Raw genomic sequence first — 20,277 nt, forward strand, 5'->3', positions numbered from 1 at the left:
AAAATCGACAACATCGATCGAATCTTTGCTAACAGAACGTTATAAAGTTATATAAAATTGTCTTATTGGTTTTTTTTTAACTTTTAAAATAAAGCTGCCGCCAATTTCCGTTCGGCAGAAGGAACTAATGCTGAACATTAAACTCTTTGGCGATTGCATGAGCCATCCCTTTAAGAAGTGATTTCCATTGTGGGTAAGATGCCCCCATTTTAGCTGCTAGACCAATGACATAATTCCTGACATTATCACTTATATTTTCATTGTCGACATTGATGATCTCGTTTCTTCCGGCGTACTGGAACAAAATACTATTCCTCCGTTGTTCGATCAAAAAGGTTGAAGATGAAATCCCTTCAAAAAAATGAGCTGTATTTTTATCCCCAGGATGGCTAGGATCGGGGCAAGGTTTTAATGTTATGGCAAAAACACTATAATCGTCCGTTTTGTCTGATATGAGACTGACTACATTCACCCAATCATAACCATTACTACTGGGAAGTCCCGGTCCTGGAATATCGAGTCTGATATAATCGTGTAATTCGAGTAAACGATCTATTGGAGTACCATAACCCGTCGTTAATTGAAATACAGTGGAAGGAATCTGAGCGAGTTCATACCAATGATTGACCTTTCTAAGATTGTTTATAGCCGAAGTATAGGCTAAATCGGCAATAGCCTCACTTGCAAATTCGAGGGATTCAAAGCAATCCAGGTGCTTGCCTTCTTTCTGTTCCGGTATGATATTCTTCATCTTATTTCACTTCTTATGCTTAAAATATTGAATTTCTTGCTCGTGTTTTTTTGCCTCCGCAAGGGTATCAAAAGTACCCAGGTTCCGACGTCTGTTCGTCTCTTTATCTGGATGCCTGGCATATATTCGATATTGTCCCGACTTTAGTTTACGTATCATGGCACAGGGTATTTTGTTTAACCAAGGCTTGCTTTAAGTTTTGCAAGCAAATCGTCCGCTTTTGTATGCTCTACCTTCATCTTTCGAATGGTAGGACGTTTACCCTTGTCTTTTTGTTTGATTATTTTGAGCAGGTCGTCCATATATTCGTTTTTATAGCTGCTGATATCGAAAGATGTACTGTGTTGCTTGATCAGCTGTGTAGCCATATCCATTTCTGCTTTTTGAATTTTAATTGTGTTAGGTAATTTAAGCTCATCAAGTGCCCTGATTTCCTGTTGATAACGTATTTTATTCAAAACCAATGCATTTTGATAAGGCTTTATAAGGGCTAGATGTTCTACATTTCGCATCACAAAAGACCCTAAGCCCGCCATTTTAGTTTTTTCCAATGCTTTGAGCAACAACTGATAGGCTTTTTCTCCACCTTTTTGCGGCTCCAGGTAGTAGGGCGTTTCAAAATATATACTGTCCACATCCGTCAGTTCGACAAAAGCATGAAGATTGATAAGTTTGGTCTTTTCCGGACTTGCGTCTTCAAAATCCGCATCTTCCAATACGACATAATGATCTTTCATGAAATATCCCTTAACGATATTGTCCCATTTTACTTCTTTGCCGGTTTGTTCGTTTACCCGCTTAAATTTAATATTGGATAGATCTTTTCGATCAAGCATATCCAGATCTAAAGCAGCACTCTCCGTTGCACTATATATTTTAATTGGGATATTGACCAAACCAAAACCAATAGCCCCGGTCCAAATTGCTCGCATAAGTAATCTATTAATTGCTAATAGGATAACCTTGGTAATGATCAAATGGTTTGAATTTTTATAAAATGTCCGCCAAACTATTCTGGAAAGAAACAGTTATACAAACATTCAATATGCTTTTACTACAATGGATTTAAAGTCAAATGAACCTTTCTGGTTAATAAAAAACGGTCTTCTTAATAGTTACCCTTCCTTGCAAGATGATAATAGCTGTGATGTTCTTGTCGTTGGGGGCGGCATTACAGGGGCCCTGATCGCACATCAATGCATAAACGATGGAAAGAAATGTATTCTTATTGACAAGCGTGAAATTGTAAATGGGAGTTCGGCGGCAACAACCTCTATGTTGCAATATGAAATTGATGTGCCTTTGTATAGATTAAAGGAATTAATTGGTGAAGAGGGCGCAATAGCGAGCTACAGCGCCTGCGGTGAAGCAATTGTCAAATTGGGGAAAATCGCAAAGAAAATCCGGTCCAAAGCTGGTTTCCGAACAAAAAAATCACTCTACTACGCGGCAAGGAAAAAAGATATCTCCTGGTTGAAGCAAGAGTTTGAAGCCCGACAAGCGGCGGGTTTTGACGTTAAATGGTTGACGGAACAAGATATCAAGGATCGTTATGCTATATATGGCGCTTATGCTGGAATTCTCTCTGCTCTAGGGGCAAGCATAGATGCCTTTTGCTTTACACATGAACTGCTGGCATACAACGTTAGAAAGGGATTATTGATTTTCGACAAAACAGCCTTAGACACTGTATTATATAAGTCGGGGCATAATCTTGTAACCACTTCAACAGGCGCTAAAATCAAAGCGAAGAAAATTATTTATTGTACAGGATACGAAACGACAAACCTTATTCCTGAAAAATTTGTCGATCTATTGAGTACCTTCGCAATCGTGTCAGAAGTCGATAAAGACAATTATGATCGGTATCGCGATCTGCTTATTTGGAATACCGCTGAACCTTATCTGTATATGCGCACCACAGACGATCATAGGTTTCTGATTGGGGGCGAAGATGAAGAATTCAAAGACCCTGTTAAGCGAGATAGTCTCATTTCAGCAAAATCACTTAAATTGGAAAAGTCATTTAACAAAATTATTGCCAATAGGGTCTTTCACGCAGATTTTGCCTGGGCTGGTACATTTGGAACAACCAAAGATGGATTGCCGTATATCGGAAAACATGAAAAGTTTAAAAACTCATATTTTGTATGTGGTTTCGGTGGAAATGGTATCACATTTTCGGTGGCTGCCATGGATATGGCAGCATGCTGGATGAACAACCTACGCCATCCACTGGACAAATGGTTTAGGTTTGGGCGTTAAACAATTGCCTTAGCGGTGTGTTTAAGCAGAAAACGGTATAATTTATCCTCTAATTTCGCGAGCGGTAATTTACTTTTTATGCTGGGGAATCTTCCCTCCATAAATAAACGTTGTATGTCGGGATGGATATAATATGTCTGTGAAACAGTCTTTGTATTACCGAGTTGCTCAGCAACATGTTTAATGACCTTGTTTAACTGTCTTTTTCGCGCATTAAGTGTATCTGCCTGTTTTGTTTGGGCGAGCTGGTAAAAAGCTTCTCGACTGGCTCCCCAAATGCGGATGCTTTTACAGCTGATCTGGCCCGTAGAATTCTCCCGGAGATACTGATTAAAGGCCGCACCACAGAACGAGCTTTCGCAGGTAGCACTATCAATCTGAAATATCCTTTTTCCTTTCATTTTTAAAAGTTCTTCCAAAAGCTTAGCTTGTTGCTTATTGGACCATGTCTTTTGCTGAAAAACGCCCTTTTTTCCCTTGTAGGCCAAAGAAATCTTGTTGTTATCGATGGTGACATGCCTTTTTTCCAGTGTACTTAGGCCATATGACTTATTGGTCAGTGTATAGCGCTTATTGCCGATACGGATTAATGTACTGTCCATAATTTTAAAAGCAATTGCACACAATTTATCCATATCCCAGACCTGACGTTTGAGATGTTTAGTGCTGATCTTTCTTAATTCTTGCAAATATTTACCCATAAAAAGAATATTGCTGAACTTTGCTGCTTGCCGTTGGTCAACGAATTTCGTATGGTAGATATATTGTTTACGCTCTTTTTGATCAAATCCAAAAGCTTGCAGATCACTGGTTGCACTTTTGGCAATCCATACATTCTTCCAGTTAGGTGGAATAACCAGTTTCATTATTCTTTCTAAGATCTTTTTATCAGATACTTCTGTTCCTGATGTATCGAAATATTTAAAAGACTTGCCTATTTTCTTCCTTGTATAACCAGCTTTTACTTTCATATGAATTTTAATCTTTCTTGTAAGAACTGAAGAGGGGCATCCCTGGTTTTCAAAAAAGATAAGATACGTAGTATTCACATAAATCAAAGGTTTTATACAGAAAAGTGGGGGGCGGACTATCAGATAAATAAAATGAAAATATATTAAAAAAGGTTGCTTTCTTTACAAAAGCAACCCTTTCTATGGGTAAATTTCCACCTATTTTGTTTTATCTACAGAAGAAGCTTTTTTACCTTTCTCTGTATCAGCTTTAATTGGCTTTTTGTCTAATACCTCCGGAACTTCCGCTTGTATAATTGTTTTACCATTTCCTTTTCCAATGGGACCGCCACAGATAATCAGCGTAATGACCATATTGTGCTGATTTTTTATTTTAACTTCAGATTTCATATGTTTGTTATTTAGCGAATTGTCAGCTATCTGGTTTAATTACCTTAGGTAGATAACTTCAAAAAATACATTTTGTTTTTATTTTAGTTTATAAATTTTAAGCTGTTTTTGAAGCTTTTTCCGCGTCATGTGTATTCTGGTTTTAATTGTACCTTCTGGCATCCCAAAGTAGCTGGCGATCTCATGGTATTTGTATCCCTCAAGGAATAATTGAAACACTTGGTAATTTTCTTCCGACAAACTACACATCGCTTTTTGAATATCGTCAGCGATGAACTTGTTGTCACTTTTATTGGATTCTACAGTGTTCGTGCTTTCCAGACCGATGTATGTTTCATGGATGTCGTTCGTACGTTTGGCTTTGCGATATTGGTTAATGTAAACATTTTTCATAATAACGTAGAGCCACGACATTAATTTTGGATGACGGATAAAATCATCGATCGATTTCAATGCACGAATAAGCGTCTCTTGAATTAAATCCTCTTTTTCATCGGGATCATTGGTGAATTTTCCAGCAAAATGTTTCAAAAGACTTCTTTTTTCCTCGACTAAAATATTCAAATTGGAATTGCTCATAGTACCGTTTGTTAAATTGATTGATGTTTATTTGATACATGGAGGTGCAATTAAAGTGCTACATTTACGTTTTCAGATTCATCTAAAACTTGTTTAAACAGGCATAGGGGAAAAATACGTACACCTGCGTATTGATCGTTTTGTAGCCTAAACGCTACAAGAATACACAATTGAAAACGTCCCGATAAAAATAGGCGGCCGATTAGGGGCCGGTCAATTGGGTATTTGTTCCATTAAAAAATGTCTTTATTACGGGTATCCTTCTGTATACAGTGGAGTATTGGAACTGTCTATTTTTTTAAGCAGAAGTTTAAATGATTGTTTTTTATCAGTTTTTATTAAACTAATAAGTTCTGAATGTGGTTCTTAAGAAAAAAAGGTTGATCACAAAAACAAATAGAATATGAAAAAGAGCAAGAAATTCACGGTAGTTTTGGGAACGTTATTATTTTGTAGCACACTATTCTTTGCGTGCCAAAATCCAAACAAAAATCCAGCAGAGGGAAGTGGTCAGGCAGACAATATCGCGCCGAGCGCTGCCGATGAGACAAGATACAATTTAAGCGAGCAACAAAAAATGAGCATGCAGAAGGATACCAGTTTAGCAGACACGCTTAGGAAGGATAGTATCAATGCTATACAATCTAAACCTTAAAGGAGCACTTAGCAAAGGTCACCCGTACCGCTTCGTTATATCCAAAAAAACTCCCTTAGTTGTGGGAGTTTTTTTTGTCCTTTTCTTTTTGATCTGAATCAGCATCATAAATATCTTCTTCTGAATGATCTGGTTTCTCTTTATGTTGATCCTCTTCTGTATTAATCTTTTCTTTAGTAGTGCGGTCGCGTTGTTCTTCTTCACTTGGATCGGGGCCAGCCATACTTTTTGGAGCGTATAGTTTGAGATTGACCGCATCTCGATCCGAAACTTTGGATGGACTAAATAAAGCCCTAAGACTGTAGCTGTCCGGTTCGTTTTCCATTGGGGCTATTTCGTGCAAGAATAGGGAGCTTTCTCGGGAATAATCTGAAATAGTATCGCCAAATTGAATTGCTGTATTCATAGTCTTTTTAATAGGAACATGAGCCAAATCTGATTGGTTCTCTTTTTTATAATGACAAAACGATATATTTTAAGAATAAATTAAAACTTTTCATTTGTCGACCTTGTTATTAAACTAAAGTAATTTAGATAATAGAGATACTATGAGAAAATTGACACTTCTTTTATTAATAACAGCAGGAATTGGGTATCAGGCCCATGCTCAGAAAATTGAAACCACGCCACAGATGTCATCGGATGTCGGAATTGAACCTATTCGACAAGGAAATTGGATGGTCGGCGGATCGATCGGTAATCTTGGCTATAGTTTTGAAGGAAAATCATTTAATGTAGCACTTCAACCACGAGCTGGTTATTTCGTGTCCGATGGATTGGCTATTGGTGCACAGGCAAATCTTGGTCTGGCAACTCAAAAAGATGCTGATAACGAATGGACCTATGGTGTAGCGCCATTTGTGCGTTATTACTTTCCAAATGCGGGATCAAGTACAGGTCGGTTTTTTGGACAGGGAGATATTGGTATTTCAGGAAGCTCTAGGGGCAAAGATGTCGCGCTGGCGGTAGGAGCCAATGTTGGATATGCACATTTTATCACACGAACTGTTGCTTTGGAAGCTACCTTTGGCTACAATTATAGCAAGGCTAATATTAATACAGGCAGCGGTGCGAGTGGTTTAGGCGTTGGCGTAGGTTTTCAAATCTATTTACCAGGTAAACGCTAGCAAAAAATAGCAATCTTTAACAGCATGTTTCCAATTGATCAATTGGAAACATTTTTTTTGGACGCCACCGTATAATTACTTGCTTATATGTATGAAAGACCTATTCTTCTCAAAATGACAAAAATTAGAAAACATTTGAAGCAACGTAGCTGTTTTGCTAATAAAAGGAGCTGAAATGATGACAGGGACAAAAAATATTGGTTTGGTACTCAAAGATAGAATGGGGAAATGGTCTTCTTATAACATTCCATTACTCAAAGAGTGCCACCTGAACAACAAGCTTGTGAAGAGCAATGAGCTGGAAGGTATTTTTGTCATAGGAAGTTTAGCAACGGGACTATACATATTTTCATTGTATAAAAACCGTTTTATAGACTTGATGGGCAAGCGAATCGGGATGGAGGAGATCTGTGAACATTTTGATAGCTATAAACAGACATTAATATAGATATATAAGTACAAACAATTCATTTTTTTTAAACAAGGAGCATTTATGAGTAATTTAACATGGAAAGGCCGTTGGAACGAGCTGAAAGGTAAAGTGAAACAGCAATATGCAGATTTAACCGATGATGATCTACTATATGCAGAGGGAAAAGAAGATGAATTGTTGGGTAAATTGCAACAAAAGACCGGAAAAACCAAAGAAGAGGTAGAAAACTGGCTGGATAAATTGTAATATTTTATCAAGGCCATTTAATTGGCAATTATACGTGTAAAAATGTGCGATCAATTTATTTTGATCGCACATTTTGTTTTTATGTCAATGAAAAATTGGTTTATCTAATTTGATGGCAAGACGATAAACGGCATTCATCAATCCAACGTGACTGTAGGCTTGTGGAAAATTGCCCCATTGGCTGCCATTGTCCTCGGTAACATCCTCACTGAACAGGCCCAGGTGATTGCTGTAGGTCAGCAAACGTTCCAGGATCTCTTTCGCTTCCTCCACACGGCCGACACAGGCTAGCGCTTCCACGTACCAAAATGCACAGACTAAGAAAGTGGATTTGGGTCTGCCGAAGTCATCTTGATGCTTATATCGATAGAAAAGTCCATTTTCACCTTTTAATTCCTTTTCCAGCATTTCGAGATGATGAAGGGCGCGTTCCGATTTTGGGTCAAGGTAATCCATGACGATGAGCTGCAAGGTACTGGCGTCTAAATTCCGGCTATCAATAGCATTCTGATAGACTTTTCGCTCTTCGTCATAACAGGCCTCGATGTAAGCTTCTGCTTTTTTTAAGAGGACATTTGCGCGATCCTCCATATCTTGATAACCATTTTGGCGCGCAATCAACAGGGCTGCTTTACATCCGACCCATTGAAAAAGATTGGAATAGCAATGGTGGTTGGCAAAATTTCTAAACTCCCAGATACCGGCATCTTTTTCCTCAATAGTAGCCTCAATCTTTTCGAGAATGAAATTTACCCAGCCTAATACATTCTTGTTTTCATGGATTTTAAAACGCTGGTCGGTGAAAAGAGGTAACAAGGCAATCATTGCCTGGCCATATACATCATTTTGAATATGTTCAAAAGCTTGATTGCCGATCCGTACTGGACCGCTATCCTGATAGCCTTTTAGGTAAGGTAAAATGTGCTCTGTCAGTTCTGTGGTACCAAGGATACCATATAAAGGTTGAAGTCTTCCAGGGTTGCGATGCGTGATGCCAGCAATATAATTCGCAAAGCTCTCCATTTCTTCAAATTGACCGATGTGCGTCAAGGCTGTTAGGACATAATAACTATCACGTACCCAGCAATAACGGTAGTCCCAGTTTCTTCCCGAGCCTGGATATTCGGGAAGACTAGTGGTTGATGCGGCGATAATTGCTCCGGTATCCTCATATTGATGAAGTTTCAACACCAGAGCAGATCGGATAACTTCTGTTTGATAAATGTTGGGGATACTACACCTTTTAATCCATCGCTGCCAATAACTGAGCGTCTTATGGAGGAAATCCTCACAGGTGCTTACAATGGCCGATTCGAAAGCTGCATCATACGTCAGTATAAGGTATTTATTTTCACTGATAATGGTCCAGCTTTCCTCTTGGAAGAAATGTGAAATAGGCAGATCAGTAGTAAGTCGAATCCGTTCTCCGACCTGATCGTTGCTATAAAGAATATGGTTACTGCCGCGGGTAGGCTTAAGTGCCAAGCGGCCGTAGTCGGCAGTCGGCTGACATCTGATGTTGACGCTAGGAGCACCATGCAGTGGCTCAATCTTGCGTATCAGCATCAACGGTTTAAAATACCGCCCGAATTGTTCAAAACGAGGTGCAAAATCGGTAATACGATACGCATAAGATTCTGTATGGATTTCCGTGCAGAGTACATTGGAGTTTTTGATGTAATACTGCTTGGTTTCCACAACTGCTTCCTCTGAACTAATCTTGAACGTTCCACCTTGATTTTTATCGATCATACTGCCGAATACAAAGCTATCTTCAAAAGATGGCCAGCACAACCATGATATGTTTGTGTCAATGCCAACATGCGCTATGTAGGAACAATTTCCAATGATTCCAGATTGGTAGATATGTCTGTTTTCTGTTGTATTTTCGTTCATTATTTTACGATAAGTTGATTTAAAAACTGAAGAACATCTTCCTGTTCATCTAAATAATATTTTGCTGCAGATTTGTTGCTGCCTACCTTAATACTTATGGTCGATTGAGGTAGATACCTAAATAGATCTTCGTCCGTAATGTCGTCGCCAATAGCCAACATAAAATCTGCTTTTATATGTCCTGCGATTTCCAATGCCGCCTTACCTTTATTAACTTCTGTATTTTTGACCTCAATGACAGCATTTCCATCCAGTAGCTGTAATCCATAGTCGTTAAGCATTGGGTTTAAGGTCTCCTTTAGCTCTGTTGCTTTAAGTTCGCCTAAGCCCAGTTCTACTTTTCTATAATGCCAAGCTAACGAGTAGGGCTTGACCTCAATATAAGCACCCGGAGTTTGATCGGCCAGTTTTTCCATCAGCTTCTTTACTTCAGGCATCCAGTGGAGGGCTAATCCTTTTTTATACGACCAGTTGAAATTTGGGAAATTTGACCAAATGCCATGTTCGGCAACTAAATAGTAAGATCGACCGTCAAACCATGACGATAAGCTCTCTTGTGATCGGCCGCTTATGATGACCAATGTATTGAGTGGATCAGAAATGATATTATCCAAAAGGTTATACAACAGGGTCGTCGGAGTTGCTTTCTGGGCATGGTTCTGGAATTTGACCAAGGTACCGTCATAGTCCAGAAAAAAGAGTCTATTGCTACTTTTGCTATACCTTTCTGAAATACTATTCAACACCTTATCCGAGATTCGCCTTGCCCATTCGTCACGTTGTATGGCTTTGGTTTCAGCCAAACGATTGGTAAAGAGCTGCACCCAATGTTGCACATTAAACTTCTGTATAATCTGAATATTGGCATCGGTACGTTCCTGAATTTCTTCGGGCGGCATTTTAAGCGCTTGGTAAATACTGTCTGCCGTTTCTGTACGATTATAGGGGTTAATAATCAAGGCATCAACGAGTTCCTTGGAGGCGCCTGCAAACTCACTTAAAATCAATACCCCCTTTGATAAAGTCTTACTGGCGATGTATTCTTTACTTACAAGATTCATCCCATCTCGCGTAGATGTAATCATACAGATATCGGATGCAACATATAATCCAACCAGCTCTTCGAATGGAAGCGATTTATAAAAATATAGTACCGGCGTCCAGCTTAGATTGCCATAAATGGAATTGATTTCACTCACCTTCCGGTTAATCTCATCTTTCAGTTTTTTGTATTGCGATACCTTATCCCTGGAGGGCACGATAAGCATATATAGCACAACTTTTGTATGCCATTCGGGGTATTTTTCAAGGAAAGTGAGGAATGCACGTAATCGCTCTAATATCCCTTTGCTATAATCGAGCCTATCGACAGCTATAATAATCTTTTGATCGGGAAAATGGCTCCGGAATTGGCTTGCAATGGACTGGATTTTAGGCTGACTGCTGACTTCGACGAATTTATCAAAATCAATACCCATCGGAAAGGATTCTATAAATATATGACGGTCTTTGTACTTGAGCTGGTTATGTCCAGACGATACATGCAGTATTTTTTTGCAGGCATTTAGAAAGTTCTGACTATCGGCGAAAGTATGAAATCCGATAAGATCTGCTCCCAGTAAACCTTCAACCAATTCTTTACGTTGCGGAATGTTCATAAAGAGTTCTTCCGAAGGAAAGGGGATATGGTGAAAATAACCGATGTTGAGCTCCTGGTTTTCTAAACGCAACAGTTGAGGGAGTAGCATAAGCTGATAATCCTGCACCCAAATAAAATCGGATGGCGCATCGATAGAAAGCGCAGCCTCGCAAAATTTCCTATTTACTATGACATAGGTAGACCAATATTCGCGGTCAAAATGGATGTAGCTCGGCTGATAGTGGCAAATAGGCCAGAGGACCTCATTGGAATAACCTTCGTAGAAATTACGTATTTCATCTTTTGATAAGAAAACAGGAAGTAAGCTCATCGGTTTGAGAAGCTCGACAATCTTTTCTTTTTCCTCTTCATCTTTGGGAACAATTCCCGGCCAGCCAACCCAAAGTATTTCATCCGTATCAAAGGCGGAATTTAAACCGGTTGCCAGTCCGCCCGCACTAGGCTTGATGATTAATTTTTCTTTTTTTCGTTCTATTTGTATCGGCAGTCTATTTGAAATTATTATTTTCTTCTTTTTCTTCATAAGAATATTAGATCGATTTATTTGCAGTGTGGAAGAGTTATATTGAAATAACGATGGGCTTGTAATCCACTTATCTGAACAACCTCGGGAGAGAATAGTTTGAATAAATTCAAATTAGAAAGACAATAGGGAAGCTGTTGAAGAAAGAACAAGGTATTTTGCAAAAAAAAAGACCTCTATTTCTACAGGTCTTTTTTTGCTATTTCATTAGATTCCGATATACTGAAAATTACGATACACTGACCGCTACAGCTTTTTCGTTATCCAGCTTTTTCATGAATTGATCGAGAATATCACCTAATCTCCCTGAAATTTCGCCTAAAATACTTTCCCAATCTTTCACTGTACCATCACAATTGTCTGAAACAATTTTAATACTATGAAAGGTGAGATTTTTTTGAAAACAGAAATTCGCTAAGGCATAAGATTCCATATCAAATGCCAAAGGATTAAAATGTTTGATATCCTGATAAAAAGCAGTATTTACATTGATAAAACGATCCGATGTCAAAAGTGCATCTTCGTAGCGAAATTCATCACGAGATATGGATTCCAATACGCCTTGACCTTTAAAAAACAAGGTGTTTTCCAGGAAAAATCCATCCGTATAAGCATCCCCTTGTGCATAGTATGCCGGATAAAGGACATGGCCTATCGGATGCCTTGTACAACCTACCGTGCCAACATTGAGAAGAACAGGACTGATCCCTAATGCTTTGATGTCCTCGTAAAGCGTAGCTACGGACAGGAGCGCATTTACTTTACCTACACCAATTTCGTATACAAAAGTCGATTCACTTGTCGAATTAAAAGATAGCTCATTTTTATTTGCTACCAAGATAATCGTTTCAATATCTTTATTCAGGATCATTTAATTTTCTTCGATATATGGATACTCAAATTCCAATTCTTCGGCAGTAATTAGATTTAAGAAGTTAACACAAGCCTGTTTTGAGGTGGGAAAATCCATGAATGTGTAGTTTCCGCAGCTAATTGGATTTTGGAAAGGTACTTCGTATCCTTCTGTAAGAACAGTCTCTAATACTTCTTTCATCAATTCCGCCACATTCTGAGGAGTTTTCGCTGTTCCAGCCAATACAACATAAAATCCCGTGCAACAACCCATTGGCCCAACATAAATAACTTCATCACCTAAGATGGTTCTAATTTCTGTTGCAAAACAATGTTCTAAGGTATGCATGACCTCAGGTGATAGCATACGCTCCGGAGAATTCGGTCTGATCATGCGAATGTCGTAAGTTGTGTAACTCTCAACATTGCTGTTATTGGTTGTAGAAGCTTTAGCGTAGATCCCTTGTTTTAACTTGGTATGATCTACCGTAAAACTATTTACTTTTGCTTTTTCTTTTGTGTACATCTTGTTCTGTTCAAAGCTATAACGCTTGTGACGTTATAGGGGTTAAAAGTTGAATATCAAAAATTTCTACAAAGATACTAGATTATTGTAGAAAAGAACGACAAAACTACTATTTTAACACTTCATAATGTTCGACTGTTGGAAATGGATCGTAGTAATGGTGTAAAAGTTTCTCCCATTCCTTAAATAAGGCCGACTCCCTGAAACCAATGGTATGGTCTTCTAAAGTTTCCCATTCAACCAACAAAATGTACTGGTTATCTTTTTCAATACATTTACGTAAGGAATGCGTGATATAACCTTTACTCGCACTAATATACTGGCAAGCTGTTTTATAATCTCTTTCAAAATCGGACTGTTGCCCTTCAATAATTTGTAATACAGCTACTTCTAAAATCATAATTCGTTTTTTTAAATAAAGTTTAGTAAATATATCAAACTTAGATAATTTGTTTTTTATATACAATACAATAACAAGCTTATCCGAACAATTTATTTGGCAATCTTCTGATGCAGGCTTAGCTATTATTGTTTATGCCGGCGGTATCAGGCTTAGCTTTGTTGGTTTGCGAAGCGATGATCTGAACAACTAATGGAATACCGGGATTACGATTTTGGGCATTCCAAACCAAGGAGAGCGTTGTTCGCTGCGGCAAAGTATCCAATTCAAGGAAAGTAACATCAACATGGTAGCCGTTCTTTAAAGAGGAAGGAACAATGGCAACACCCAGTCCTTGCGCTACCATATTAAAAATGGTCAAAGCATTCACTGTCCGTAAAGTAACTTTGGGGATAAACTTATGGTCACTAAAAATACTCATCACGAGATCATAATAAGAATGGCTATAGTTTTTGGAAAATAAGATAAATGATTCATTTTTGAATGCGTCAAGACTTGCACGCGGCGACTTCAATAGGGGATGACCGTTGGGTAAAACGAGACTAAAATGCTCTGTATGTATAGGCAGGCTACATAACCCGGGTGGCGTTTCGGAAAGACGAACAAACCCTAAGTCCAGTTCTTTTTTCTCCAGCAGATCCAGCTGGGTTTCATTCGCTAGTTCGTGAAGTGTTAACTCGATATCAGGCTGCTGCTGTTTTAAATTAACAAGTAGTTCCGGCAGGATTGTTTGAACAGCTGATCCGATAAACCCCAGCTTTAAGGTGCTTATTTTACCGTTGGCAAAACTTTGAAGTTGAGTTTCAATCTGATCCAAGTGCCTAAATAGTTCTTCCACCTCCTGAAAGAGATACAGCCCCGCTTCAGTCATTTGAACATTTCGTTTATTACGCTCAAAAAGTGTTACGCCATAGGATTCCTCCAACTGTTTAATTTGTCTGCTCAAGCCTGGTTGCGCAATAAATAATTTTTCGGCAGCCCTTCTAAAATGCAGCTCTTCCGCCAATACCTTAAAATATAGTAAATGTCTTAGCTCTATTTGATAATTCATGGTTATCAATTGATGATAAAAATGGTATTTCTAATTATCAAATATAGCAACTACATTTGAGTAAAGCAGTTATGATAATGGAAAAATTTTTATATGGCAGTGGGCAGCTAACATGCTCCACTGCTTTAGCGATAGCAAAAGGAACAGTTACCGGGGAAATTTCCCCCGAAGTCAAGGATAAGATTGAGCAAAGCGCCAGTTATGTCAGGAAAATAGTAGAGCGCGGTGAGGTTGTCTATGGGATCAATACAGGTTTCGGTCCATTGTGTACCACACTTATTGATGCAAGTCAAACGCAGCTGTTACAGGAAAATATTCTAAAAAGCCATGCTGTCGGTATGGGAGAACCTATAGCCAACGATTTGGCCAAATTGATGCTTATTCTTAAAGTTCACGCACTTTCTAAGGGATTTTCAGGAGTCAAGTATGCGACGATTGAGCGGATTATTTGGCATATTGAAAATGATGTCATTCCTGTGGTTCCTAAACAAGGTTCTGTGGGCGCATCGGGTGATTTGGCTCCATTGTCACATTTATTTTTACCATTGATTGGCCTAGGAAAAGTCAACGTAGAAGGGGAGATTGTGGAGACAGCAGCCGTTTTGGAAAAACACGGTATGGCACCGGTTCAGTTGGGCGCAAAAGAGGGTCTGGCTTTAATCAATGGAACTCAATTTATGGCGGCACATGGTGTGATGGCTGTTGCCGAGTTAAATCGTGTACTTCAGAACGCTGATATTATTGCTACCTTAATGATTGAAGGCTTAAATGGTTCAATAAAACCATTTTTTACAGAATTACATCAATTACGCCCGCACCCAGGAAACCGCTATGTTGCTGCAAGCATTTTTAACATGCTTCATGGCTCGGCTATTTTGGAAAGCCACAAAGACTGTTCTCGTGTACAAGATCCCTATTCGCTGCGCTGTATCCCTCAGGTCCATGGAGCATCACGCAATGCTTGGTTTCATTTGAAGGATACCATAGAAATCGAAATAAACGCAGTGACCGACAATCCTGTGATCATTAATGATGAACTCACCATTAGTGGCGGTAGCTTTCACGGACAGTCAATCGCTTTGCCTTTGGATTATGCCACACTGGCCGCATCGGAAATTGGCAATATTTCGGACCGAAGGGTCTATTTGTCTTTAGAAGGTCAAACCAACGGTGTCCCAAAATTGTTAATGAAGTCAACCGGTCTCAATTCAGGATTTATGATCTTACAATATAGCACTGCCGCGATTGCAAGTGAGAATAAAGGACTTTGTTTTCCTGCAAGTGCAGATAGTATTCCTACCTCTTTAGGCCAGGAAGATCATGTCAGTATGGGATCTATTGCCGGCCGAAAATTACTGCAGGTCATTGACAATGTCGATAAAATACTAAGTATTGAACTGTTATGTGCGGCACAGGCCAAGGATTACCATCAGCCATTAAAATCGACTGCAGCATTGGAAGCTATCCATGCAAGAATTCGTCAGTCTATTCCGCATATTGAATCCGATCAACCTATGGAAGAGCTGCTGACTGAGGCACAAAGGCTCGTAAAATCAGGCGAACTGATCACATTGCATCGTCAATATGCTACAGGTGAGATGGAAGCGGATTTGAAACAAAGGTTTGAGATGTTTTAAACGAAGAATGATGGAAAAAGAGCTGAAATTAGTTGGACCTTTTAGGCAGGTATTAACGATGTCAAATATGCCCGAAAATGGGGCACTCCACGATAAACAATTGGCTATTATTAAAGAAGGTGGTATTTTAATAGCAGGTAATCATATATTGGAAGTAGGGGATTTTGAGCAACTACAACTGCAATGGGGAAAGGAGGCGGCACTTGTACTTGTAGAAGGAGATCAGGTCGCTCTGCCAGGCTTTATTGATTGCCATACACATATTGCTTTTGCCGGTAATCGAGCGAATGATTTCGCCCTTCGAAATGCGGGCTCAAGCTACCTGGAGATTGCAGCGGCAGGAGGTGGGATCTGGAGCACCGTTTCCCATACGCGGGATTGTAACGCCGAAGAATTGATTGATCTCACCATCCAGCGCGCAAATTTTCTATTAAGGCAAGGAATCACAACAATTGAAGTTAAAAGTGGTTACGGTCTCAATGTTAAAGAAGAACTTAAGATATTACGGGTCATTCAGGAATCGGATCGTCGTACGGCATCAGACCTTATTCCAACTTGTTTGGCGGCACATATGCTCCCACGGGACTTCGACGGATCGGCAAAAGAATATCTTCATCTGATCACAACAGATCTTTTTCCCCTATTGAAATCAGAAGGGTTGTCGAATCGGATTGACGCATTTATCGAAAAAACGGCTTTTCAGGGGGAAGACGTTGTGGCCTATTTACGAAAAGCAAAAGAAATGGGTTTTGATCTGACGATTCATGCCGATCAGTTTACCACTTCGGGAAGTCAGATTGCTGTAGAACTCGGTGCGCATTCTGCGGATCATCTTGAAGCATCAACTGCGGCTGAAATAGAACTCATCGCACACTCAGCTACTGTTGCTGTGGCGCTGCCTGCAGCCTCCATTGGCCTCGGATGTGGTTTTACACCTGCTAGAAAGTTGCTGGATGCAGGGGCATGTTTGGCAATAGGAAGTGACTGGAATCCAGGTTCCGCGCCCATGGGACAGTTACTGACGAGTGCGAGTATTTTGGCAACAGCAGAAAAGTTGACGAATGCTGAGCTGCTTGCAGCACTAACCTACCGTGCTGCAAAAGCCTTAAATCTGTCGGATCGCGGCGTATTGACCAAGGGCATGAAAGCAGACTTCAGTTTATTTAAAACAGATAATTATCAGGATATTACTTACTACCAAGGAAGCTTGCAGCCTACGGCAGTATGGAAAAATGGTCAGGAAGTATTCTCAATATAATAACATGGAAGATACATTTAAGCGCGAGGTTGCGGAAGGTATTCCGACCGTATTACCTCCAAAAGTAGAACGAGATCATACAATAAGTCATGCGCCCAGACGAAAGGATATTCTCACCAAGTCGGAGGAAAAGCTGGCCCTACGGAATGCATTGCGTTATTTCCCGAAACCATGGCATGCCGTTTTAGCGCCTGAGTTTTTAGAGGAGCTTCGTGCCTATGGCCGAATCTACATGTACCGTTTTAGACCCGAATATGCCATGTATGCTCGACCAATAGATGATTATCCAGCAGTGAGTAAGCAGGCGGCGGCTATTATGTTGATGATTCAGAACAACCTCGATCCAGCTGTAGCACAACATCCCCATGAACTGATTACCTATGGCGGGAATGGAGCTGTTTTCCAAAATTGGGCGCAATATCGCCTCACCATGCAGTATCTTTCGCAGATGACAGATGAACAAACGTTACATCTTTACAGTGGTCATCCAATGGGGCTTTTCCCTTCCGCACAGCATGCGCCTCGTGTTGTTGTAACCAATGGCATGATGATTCCAAACTATTCGAAACCGGATGACTGGGAACGTTTTAACGCCTTAGGTGTTACACAATATGGACAGATGACAGCAGGTTCCTATATGTATATTGGTCCGCAGGGTATTGTGCATGGCACCACAATTACTGTCATGAACGCTTTCCGGAAACATTTGGCAAAGGAAGATTCAATTCAAGGCAAGGTATTTTTGACTTCTGGGTTGGGAGGAATGAGTGGTGCACAGCCCAAAGCAGGTAATATTGCCGGCTGTATCACCGTATGTGCCGAAATAAATCCCGCTGCGGCAAGAAAACGCCATGAACAGGGTTGGGTAGACCGATTGGTAGAAAACATCGATGAACTCGTTGAACAGGTGCAGTTGGCGATGGATCAAAAGGAAACAATTTCCTTCGCCTATATCGGTAATATTGTCGAAGTGTGGGAAGCCTTTGATCGCGAAAATATTCACATCACGGTAGGATCTGATCAAACATCATTACATAATCCTTGGTCTGGAGGCTATTATCCGATGGGGTTAACCTTTGCAGAATCCAATGCGTTGTTAGCGACCGATCCTGACCGGTTTAAGCGATGTGTCCAAGAAAGCTTGATACGACATGTCGATGCCATCAATAAGCATGTAGCCAAAGGAACCTATTTCTTTGATTACGGTAACGCGTTTCTGTTGGAGAGCAGTCGTGCTGGTGCAGCGGTTTGGAATGATAAAAAGGATCAATTCTGCTACCCATCTTATGTACAAGATATTCTTGGCCCAATGTGTTTTGACTATGGTTTTGGACCCTTTCGCTGGGTTTGCACGTCTGGAAAGGCTTCGGATCTTCAAAAATCAGACGAAATAGCCATGACAGTTTTAGAAAAGCTTCGAAAAGAAGCCCCTATGGAGATTCAGCAGCAGATGCAAGATAATATTCAATGGATTAAAGAAGCTGGTAAAAATAGACTTGTAGTAGGCTCTCAGGCGCGTATTCTTTATGCAGATTCAAATGGACGTATTGCCATAGCAAAGGCTTTTAATGAAGCCGTAAAAAGTGGCTTATTTGAAGCACCTATTGTTTTGGGAAGAGACCATCATGATGTGAGCGGTACCGATTCACCTTATCGGGAGACCAGTAATATCTACGACGGCAGTCAATTTACAGCAGATATGGCTATTCATAACGTCATTGGCGACAGTTTCCGGGGGGCCACTTGGGTATCTATTCACAATGGCGGCGGAGTCGGTTGGGGTGAAGTCATCAACGGTGGCTTCGGTCTACTGCTAGATGGCTCAGCAGAAGCAGCTTTTAAATTGGAAACGATGCTGTATTTTGATGTGAATAATGGGATTGCCAGGCGCGCCTGGGCTAGAAATAAGGAAGCTAATCAGGCGCTAGATCGTGCAATGGAGAGAAATTCCACATTGCAGGTTACGCGCGCGCAACTTGTAGATGACGATATTATCGAACAATTATTTAATCTGGGCGAATGAACTTATTGTTGAATAATCCGGAAATATATAACAAAGGAGACCAAGCGGTCTGGAAGGGGCGTATCGATGGCCAGGATCGTGAATGGATGCGTTGGCATCAATTAATGGATTGTGTTGATCTTCTCGAGCAGCCCAATTTAAGGCAGTCCATTGCTTTTCTCGGATTCTGTAGCGATGAGGGTGTTGCACGCAATCAAGGTCGTGTAGGGGCCAAAGATGGACCGACAGCACTCCGGAATGTATTAACAAACCTTCCTGTCCATTTTTCTGATAAACTAAAACTTAAAGATTGTGGTGATATACTTTTAAAAGACAATGATTTAGAGTTGTCTCAGCAGGGGCTAGGGGCTGCTTTAAATTGTATTCTCGAACAAGAAGGATTTCCAGTCATCTTAGGTGGTGGCCATGAAGTAGCTTATGGCCATTATTTGGGTGTTAAAGAATTTTTAAAGAGTCGTAATCAAAGTCTTGGCATTATTAATTTGGATGCCCATTTAGACATCCGTCCATTGGAGGATGGCAAAGGAAATTCTGGAACGGGCTTCTTTCAAATCGAGCAGGATCAGTCTAAAGCTGATTTGCCATTTCATTACTTAGCAATTGGTATTCAGGAAATTAGTAACACCAAGGGATTGTTGGACTATGCCAAAGAGAAGGATGTGCAGATTATTGAAAGAGAGAGTTTGATCATTGAAAAGCTTGATTTAATTAGGGAAAAAATTGTTCGTTTCTCCAAATCGGTGGATTATGTGTATTTGACGATTGATCTTGATGCTTTCGCAGCAGCCTATGCGCCGGGAGTAAGTGCATTGGCATTTAACGGTATTGTCCCGGATCAGCTATTTTTTACAATTTATGATATTCTTTTAGATCTACCCAATATAAGATCTGTCGATTTTGCCGAATTAAACCCTTATTTTGACATAGATTCCAGAACAGCCAAATTGGCAGCTGATCTGATATTTAAGTTGACAAACAAAATAGCAACAAAAATTGATTAAGAAATATACTGTAAAGTATATTGTTGTTGATAA

The 20,277-nt window shown here is 39.9% G+C and carries 21 protein-coding genes; 9 read left to right on the forward strand and 12 right to left on the reverse strand.

Annotation, left to right across the window (positions count from 1 at the left end):
- Positions 1-124: 124 nt before the first annotated feature.
- Together OK025_RS19650 and OK025_RS19655 are read right to left on the reverse strand one after the other, a co-directional pair.
- Positions 125-751: a hypothetical protein gene (locus OK025_RS19650; RefSeq protein ID WP_088161643.1), complete on the reverse strand. Its 627-nt coding sequence runs from the start codon at positions 749-751 to the stop codon at positions 125-127.
- A gap of 176 nt (positions 752-927) precedes the next feature.
- A complete protein-coding gene (locus OK025_RS19655) occupies positions 928-1,683 on the reverse strand; it encodes a Ku protein (protein WP_088161641.1) in 756 nt (251 codons plus the stop codon).
- Between the two features lie 127 nt (positions 1,684-1,810).
- Between OK025_RS19655 and OK025_RS19660 the strand changes: the two genes are divergently transcribed.
- Positions 1,811-3,016 carry an NAD(P)/FAD-dependent oxidoreductase gene (locus OK025_RS19660; RefSeq protein WP_088161640.1) on the forward strand — a complete coding sequence of 402 codons (1,206 nt, stop codon included), beginning with the start codon at positions 1,811-1,813 and terminating at the stop codon, positions 3,014-3,016.
- On the opposite strand, the gene OK025_RS19665 is transcribed toward OK025_RS19660, so the two are convergent.
- The 3 genes from OK025_RS19665 to OK025_RS19675 all read right to left on the reverse strand — a co-directional run bounded on the left by OK025_RS19665 (position 3,013) and on the right by OK025_RS19675 (position 4,956).
- Positions 3,013-3,987 (reverse strand): hypothetical protein, encoded by a 975-nt coding sequence (locus tag OK025_RS19665; RefSeq protein ID WP_317666348.1) that lies wholly within the window; start codon positions 3,985-3,987, stop codon positions 3,013-3,015. The genes OK025_RS19660 and OK025_RS19665 overlap by 4 nt on opposite strands.
- A gap of 198 nt (positions 3,988-4,185) precedes the next feature.
- The gene (locus OK025_RS19670) at positions 4,186-4,377 is read right to left on the reverse strand and encodes a hypothetical protein (RefSeq protein WP_317666350.1); all 192 of its coding nucleotides are present in this window, start codon (positions 4,375-4,377) and stop codon (positions 4,186-4,188) included.
- A gap of 78 nt (positions 4,378-4,455) precedes the next feature.
- A complete protein-coding gene (locus OK025_RS19675) occupies positions 4,456-4,956 on the reverse strand; it encodes an RNA polymerase sigma factor (RefSeq protein ID WP_317666352.1) in 501 nt (166 codons plus the stop codon).
- Between the two features lie 403 nt (positions 4,957-5,359).
- Between OK025_RS19675 and OK025_RS19680 the strand changes: the two genes are divergently transcribed.
- The gene (locus tag OK025_RS19680) at positions 5,360-5,611 is read left to right on the forward strand and encodes a hypothetical protein (RefSeq protein WP_153848526.1); all 252 of its coding nucleotides are present in this window, start codon (positions 5,360-5,362) and stop codon (positions 5,609-5,611) included.
- A gap of 55 nt (positions 5,612-5,666) precedes the next feature.
- Here the strand turns inward: OK025_RS19680 and OK025_RS19685 are convergent, their stop codons facing one another.
- Positions 5,667-6,017 (reverse strand): hypothetical protein, encoded by a 351-nt coding sequence (locus tag OK025_RS19685; protein WP_317666354.1) that lies wholly within the window; start codon positions 6,015-6,017, stop codon positions 5,667-5,669.
- 142 nt (positions 6,018-6,159) lie between these two features.
- On the opposite strand from OK025_RS19685, the gene OK025_RS19690 reads away from it, so the two are divergent.
- The 3 genes from OK025_RS19690 to OK025_RS19700 all read left to right on the forward strand — a co-directional run bounded on the left by OK025_RS19690 (position 6,160) and on the right by OK025_RS19700 (position 7,417).
- The gene (locus OK025_RS19690) at positions 6,160-6,738 is read left to right on the forward strand and encodes a hypothetical protein (protein ID WP_075992701.1); all 579 of its coding nucleotides are present in this window, start codon (positions 6,160-6,162) and stop codon (positions 6,736-6,738) included.
- A 175-nt stretch (positions 6,739-6,913) separates the two neighbouring features.
- Complete coding sequence (locus OK025_RS19695; protein ID WP_182981648.1) at positions 6,914-7,186, forward strand: hypothetical protein; 273 nt, start codon at positions 6,914-6,916, stop codon at positions 7,184-7,186.
- A gap of 45 nt (positions 7,187-7,231) precedes the next feature.
- Positions 7,232-7,417 carry a CsbD family protein gene (locus OK025_RS19700; protein ID WP_075992699.1) on the forward strand — a complete coding sequence of 62 codons (186 nt, stop codon included), beginning with the start codon at positions 7,232-7,234 and terminating at the stop codon, positions 7,415-7,417.
- An 84-nt stretch (positions 7,418-7,501) separates the two neighbouring features.
- Here OK025_RS19700 and OK025_RS19705 read toward each other — a convergent pair whose 3' ends face one another.
- From OK025_RS19705 to OK025_RS19730, 6 genes are all read right to left on the reverse strand, one after another.
- Entirely contained in the window at positions 7,502-9,313 is a 1,812-nt protein-coding gene (locus tag OK025_RS19705; protein ID WP_317666358.1) for a glycoside hydrolase family 15 protein, read from the reverse strand.
- Positions 9,313-11,496, reverse strand: coding sequence for a bifunctional alpha,alpha-trehalose-phosphate synthase (UDP-forming)/trehalose-phosphatase (locus OK025_RS19710; protein ID WP_317666360.1), 2,184 nt, complete (start codon positions 11,494-11,496; stop codon positions 9,313-9,315). Before OK025_RS19710 ends, OK025_RS19705 begins: the two co-directional genes overlap by 1 nt.
- A gap of 229 nt (positions 11,497-11,725) precedes the next feature.
- Positions 11,726-12,367, reverse strand: coding sequence for a hypothetical protein (locus OK025_RS19715; protein WP_317666362.1), 642 nt, complete (start codon positions 12,365-12,367; stop codon positions 11,726-11,728).
- Positions 12,368-12,874, reverse strand: a complete 507-nt coding sequence (locus OK025_RS19720; RefSeq protein ID WP_075992695.1) for an S-ribosylhomocysteine lyase — start codon at positions 12,872-12,874, stop codon at positions 12,368-12,370.
- Positions 12,875-12,983: 109 nt separating this feature from the next.
- Complete coding sequence (locus OK025_RS19725) at positions 12,984-13,274, reverse strand: antibiotic biosynthesis monooxygenase family protein (RefSeq protein ID WP_088161631.1); 291 nt, start codon at positions 13,272-13,274, stop codon at positions 12,984-12,986.
- Between the two features lie 118 nt (positions 13,275-13,392).
- Positions 13,393-14,325 carry a LysR family transcriptional regulator gene (locus tag OK025_RS19730; RefSeq protein WP_317666364.1) on the reverse strand — a complete coding sequence of 311 codons (933 nt, stop codon included), beginning with the start codon at positions 14,323-14,325 and terminating at the stop codon, positions 13,393-13,395.
- Between the two features lie 77 nt (positions 14,326-14,402).
- Between OK025_RS19730 and hutH the strand changes: the two genes are divergently transcribed.
- Genes hutH through hutG form a run of 4 tightly spaced genes read left to right on the forward strand, consistent with a single transcriptional unit; the run spans position 14,403 to position 20,244 of the window.
- The gene (gene hutH / locus OK025_RS19735) at positions 14,403-15,962 is read left to right on the forward strand and encodes a histidine ammonia-lyase (RefSeq protein WP_317666366.1); all 1,560 of its coding nucleotides are present in this window, start codon (positions 14,403-14,405) and stop codon (positions 15,960-15,962) included.
- 7 nt (positions 15,963-15,969) lie between these two features.
- On the forward strand, positions 15,970-17,220 hold the full coding sequence (hutI, locus tag OK025_RS19740) for an imidazolonepropionase (RefSeq protein WP_317666368.1): 1,251 nt from the start codon (positions 15,970-15,972) through the stop codon (positions 17,218-17,220).
- A gap of 4 nt (positions 17,221-17,224) precedes the next feature.
- Positions 17,225-19,243 carry a urocanate hydratase gene (locus OK025_RS19745; RefSeq protein WP_317666370.1) on the forward strand — a complete coding sequence of 673 codons (2,019 nt, stop codon included), beginning with the start codon at positions 17,225-17,227 and terminating at the stop codon, positions 19,241-19,243.
- Positions 19,240-20,244, forward strand: a complete 1,005-nt coding sequence (gene hutG / locus OK025_RS19750) for a formimidoylglutamase (protein ID WP_317666372.1) — start codon at positions 19,240-19,242, stop codon at positions 20,242-20,244. The genes OK025_RS19745 and hutG overlap by 4 nt, the downstream gene beginning before the upstream one ends.
- Positions 20,245-20,277 lie beyond the last annotated feature (33 nt).

It is taken from the genome of Sphingobacterium sp. UGAL515B_05, from assembly GCF_033097525.1.
Lineage (GTDB): Bacteria > Bacteroidota > Bacteroidia > Sphingobacteriales > Sphingobacteriaceae > Sphingobacterium.

What these genes read in the sequence shown, in the direction of transcription:
- OK025_RS19650 (WP_088161643.1), bottom strand. Translation starts at nt 751, where the DNA reads ATGAAGAATATCATACCGGAACAGAAAGAAGGCAAGCACCTGGATTGC.
- OK025_RS19655 (WP_088161641.1), bottom strand. Translation starts at nt 1,683, where the DNA reads ATGCGAGCAATTTGGACCGGGGCTATTGGTTTTGGTTTGGTCAATATC.
- OK025_RS19660 (WP_088161640.1), top strand. Translation starts at nt 1,811, where the DNA reads ATGGATTTAAAGTCAAATGAACCTTTCTGGTTAATAAAAAACGGTCTT.
- OK025_RS19665 (WP_317666348.1), bottom strand. Translation starts at nt 3,987, where the DNA reads ATGAAAGTAAAAGCTGGTTATACAAGGAAGAAAATAGGCAAGTCTTTT.
- OK025_RS19670 (WP_317666350.1), bottom strand. Translation starts at nt 4,377, where the DNA reads ATGAAATCTGAAGTTAAAATAAAAAATCAGCACAATATGGTCATTACG.
- OK025_RS19675 (WP_317666352.1), bottom strand. Translation starts at nt 4,956, where the DNA reads ATGAGCAATTCCAATTTGAATATTTTAGTCGAGGAAAAAAGAAGTCTT.
- OK025_RS19680 (WP_153848526.1), top strand. Translation starts at nt 5,360, where the DNA reads ATGAAAAAGAGCAAGAAATTCACGGTAGTTTTGGGAACGTTATTATTT.
- OK025_RS19685 (WP_317666354.1), bottom strand. Translation starts at nt 6,017, where the DNA reads ATGAATACAGCAATTCAATTTGGCGATACTATTTCAGATTATTCCCGA.
- OK025_RS19690 (WP_075992701.1), top strand. Translation starts at nt 6,160, where the DNA reads ATGAGAAAATTGACACTTCTTTTATTAATAACAGCAGGAATTGGGTAT.
- OK025_RS19695 (WP_182981648.1), top strand. Translation starts at nt 6,914, where the DNA reads ATGATGACAGGGACAAAAAATATTGGTTTGGTACTCAAAGATAGAATG.
- OK025_RS19700 (WP_075992699.1), top strand. Translation starts at nt 7,232, where the DNA reads ATGAGTAATTTAACATGGAAAGGCCGTTGGAACGAGCTGAAAGGTAAA.
- OK025_RS19705 (WP_317666358.1), bottom strand. Translation starts at nt 9,313, where the DNA reads ATGAACGAAAATACAACAGAAAACAGACATATCTACCAATCTGGAATC.
- OK025_RS19710 (WP_317666360.1), bottom strand. Translation starts at nt 11,496, where the DNA reads ATGAAGAAAAAGAAGAAAATAATAATTTCAAATAGACTGCCGATACAA.
- OK025_RS19715 (WP_317666362.1), bottom strand. Translation starts at nt 12,367, where the DNA reads ATGATCCTGAATAAAGATATTGAAACGATTATCTTGGTAGCAAATAAA.
- OK025_RS19720 (WP_075992695.1), bottom strand. Translation starts at nt 12,874, where the DNA reads ATGTACACAAAAGAAAAAGCAAAAGTAAATAGTTTTACGGTAGATCAT.
- OK025_RS19725 (WP_088161631.1), bottom strand. Translation starts at nt 13,274, where the DNA reads ATGATTTTAGAAGTAGCTGTATTACAAATTATTGAAGGGCAACAGTCC.
- OK025_RS19730 (WP_317666364.1), bottom strand. Translation starts at nt 14,325, where the DNA reads ATGAATTATCAAATAGAGCTAAGACATTTACTATATTTTAAGGTATTG.
- hutH (WP_317666366.1), top strand. Translation starts at nt 14,403, where the DNA reads ATGGAAAAATTTTTATATGGCAGTGGGCAGCTAACATGCTCCACTGCT.
- hutI (WP_317666368.1), top strand. Translation starts at nt 15,970, where the DNA reads ATGATGGAAAAAGAGCTGAAATTAGTTGGACCTTTTAGGCAGGTATTA.
- OK025_RS19745 (WP_317666370.1), top strand. Translation starts at nt 17,225, where the DNA reads ATGGAAGATACATTTAAGCGCGAGGTTGCGGAAGGTATTCCGACCGTA.
- hutG (WP_317666372.1), top strand. Translation starts at nt 19,240, where the DNA reads ATGAACTTATTGTTGAATAATCCGGAAATATATAACAAAGGAGACCAA.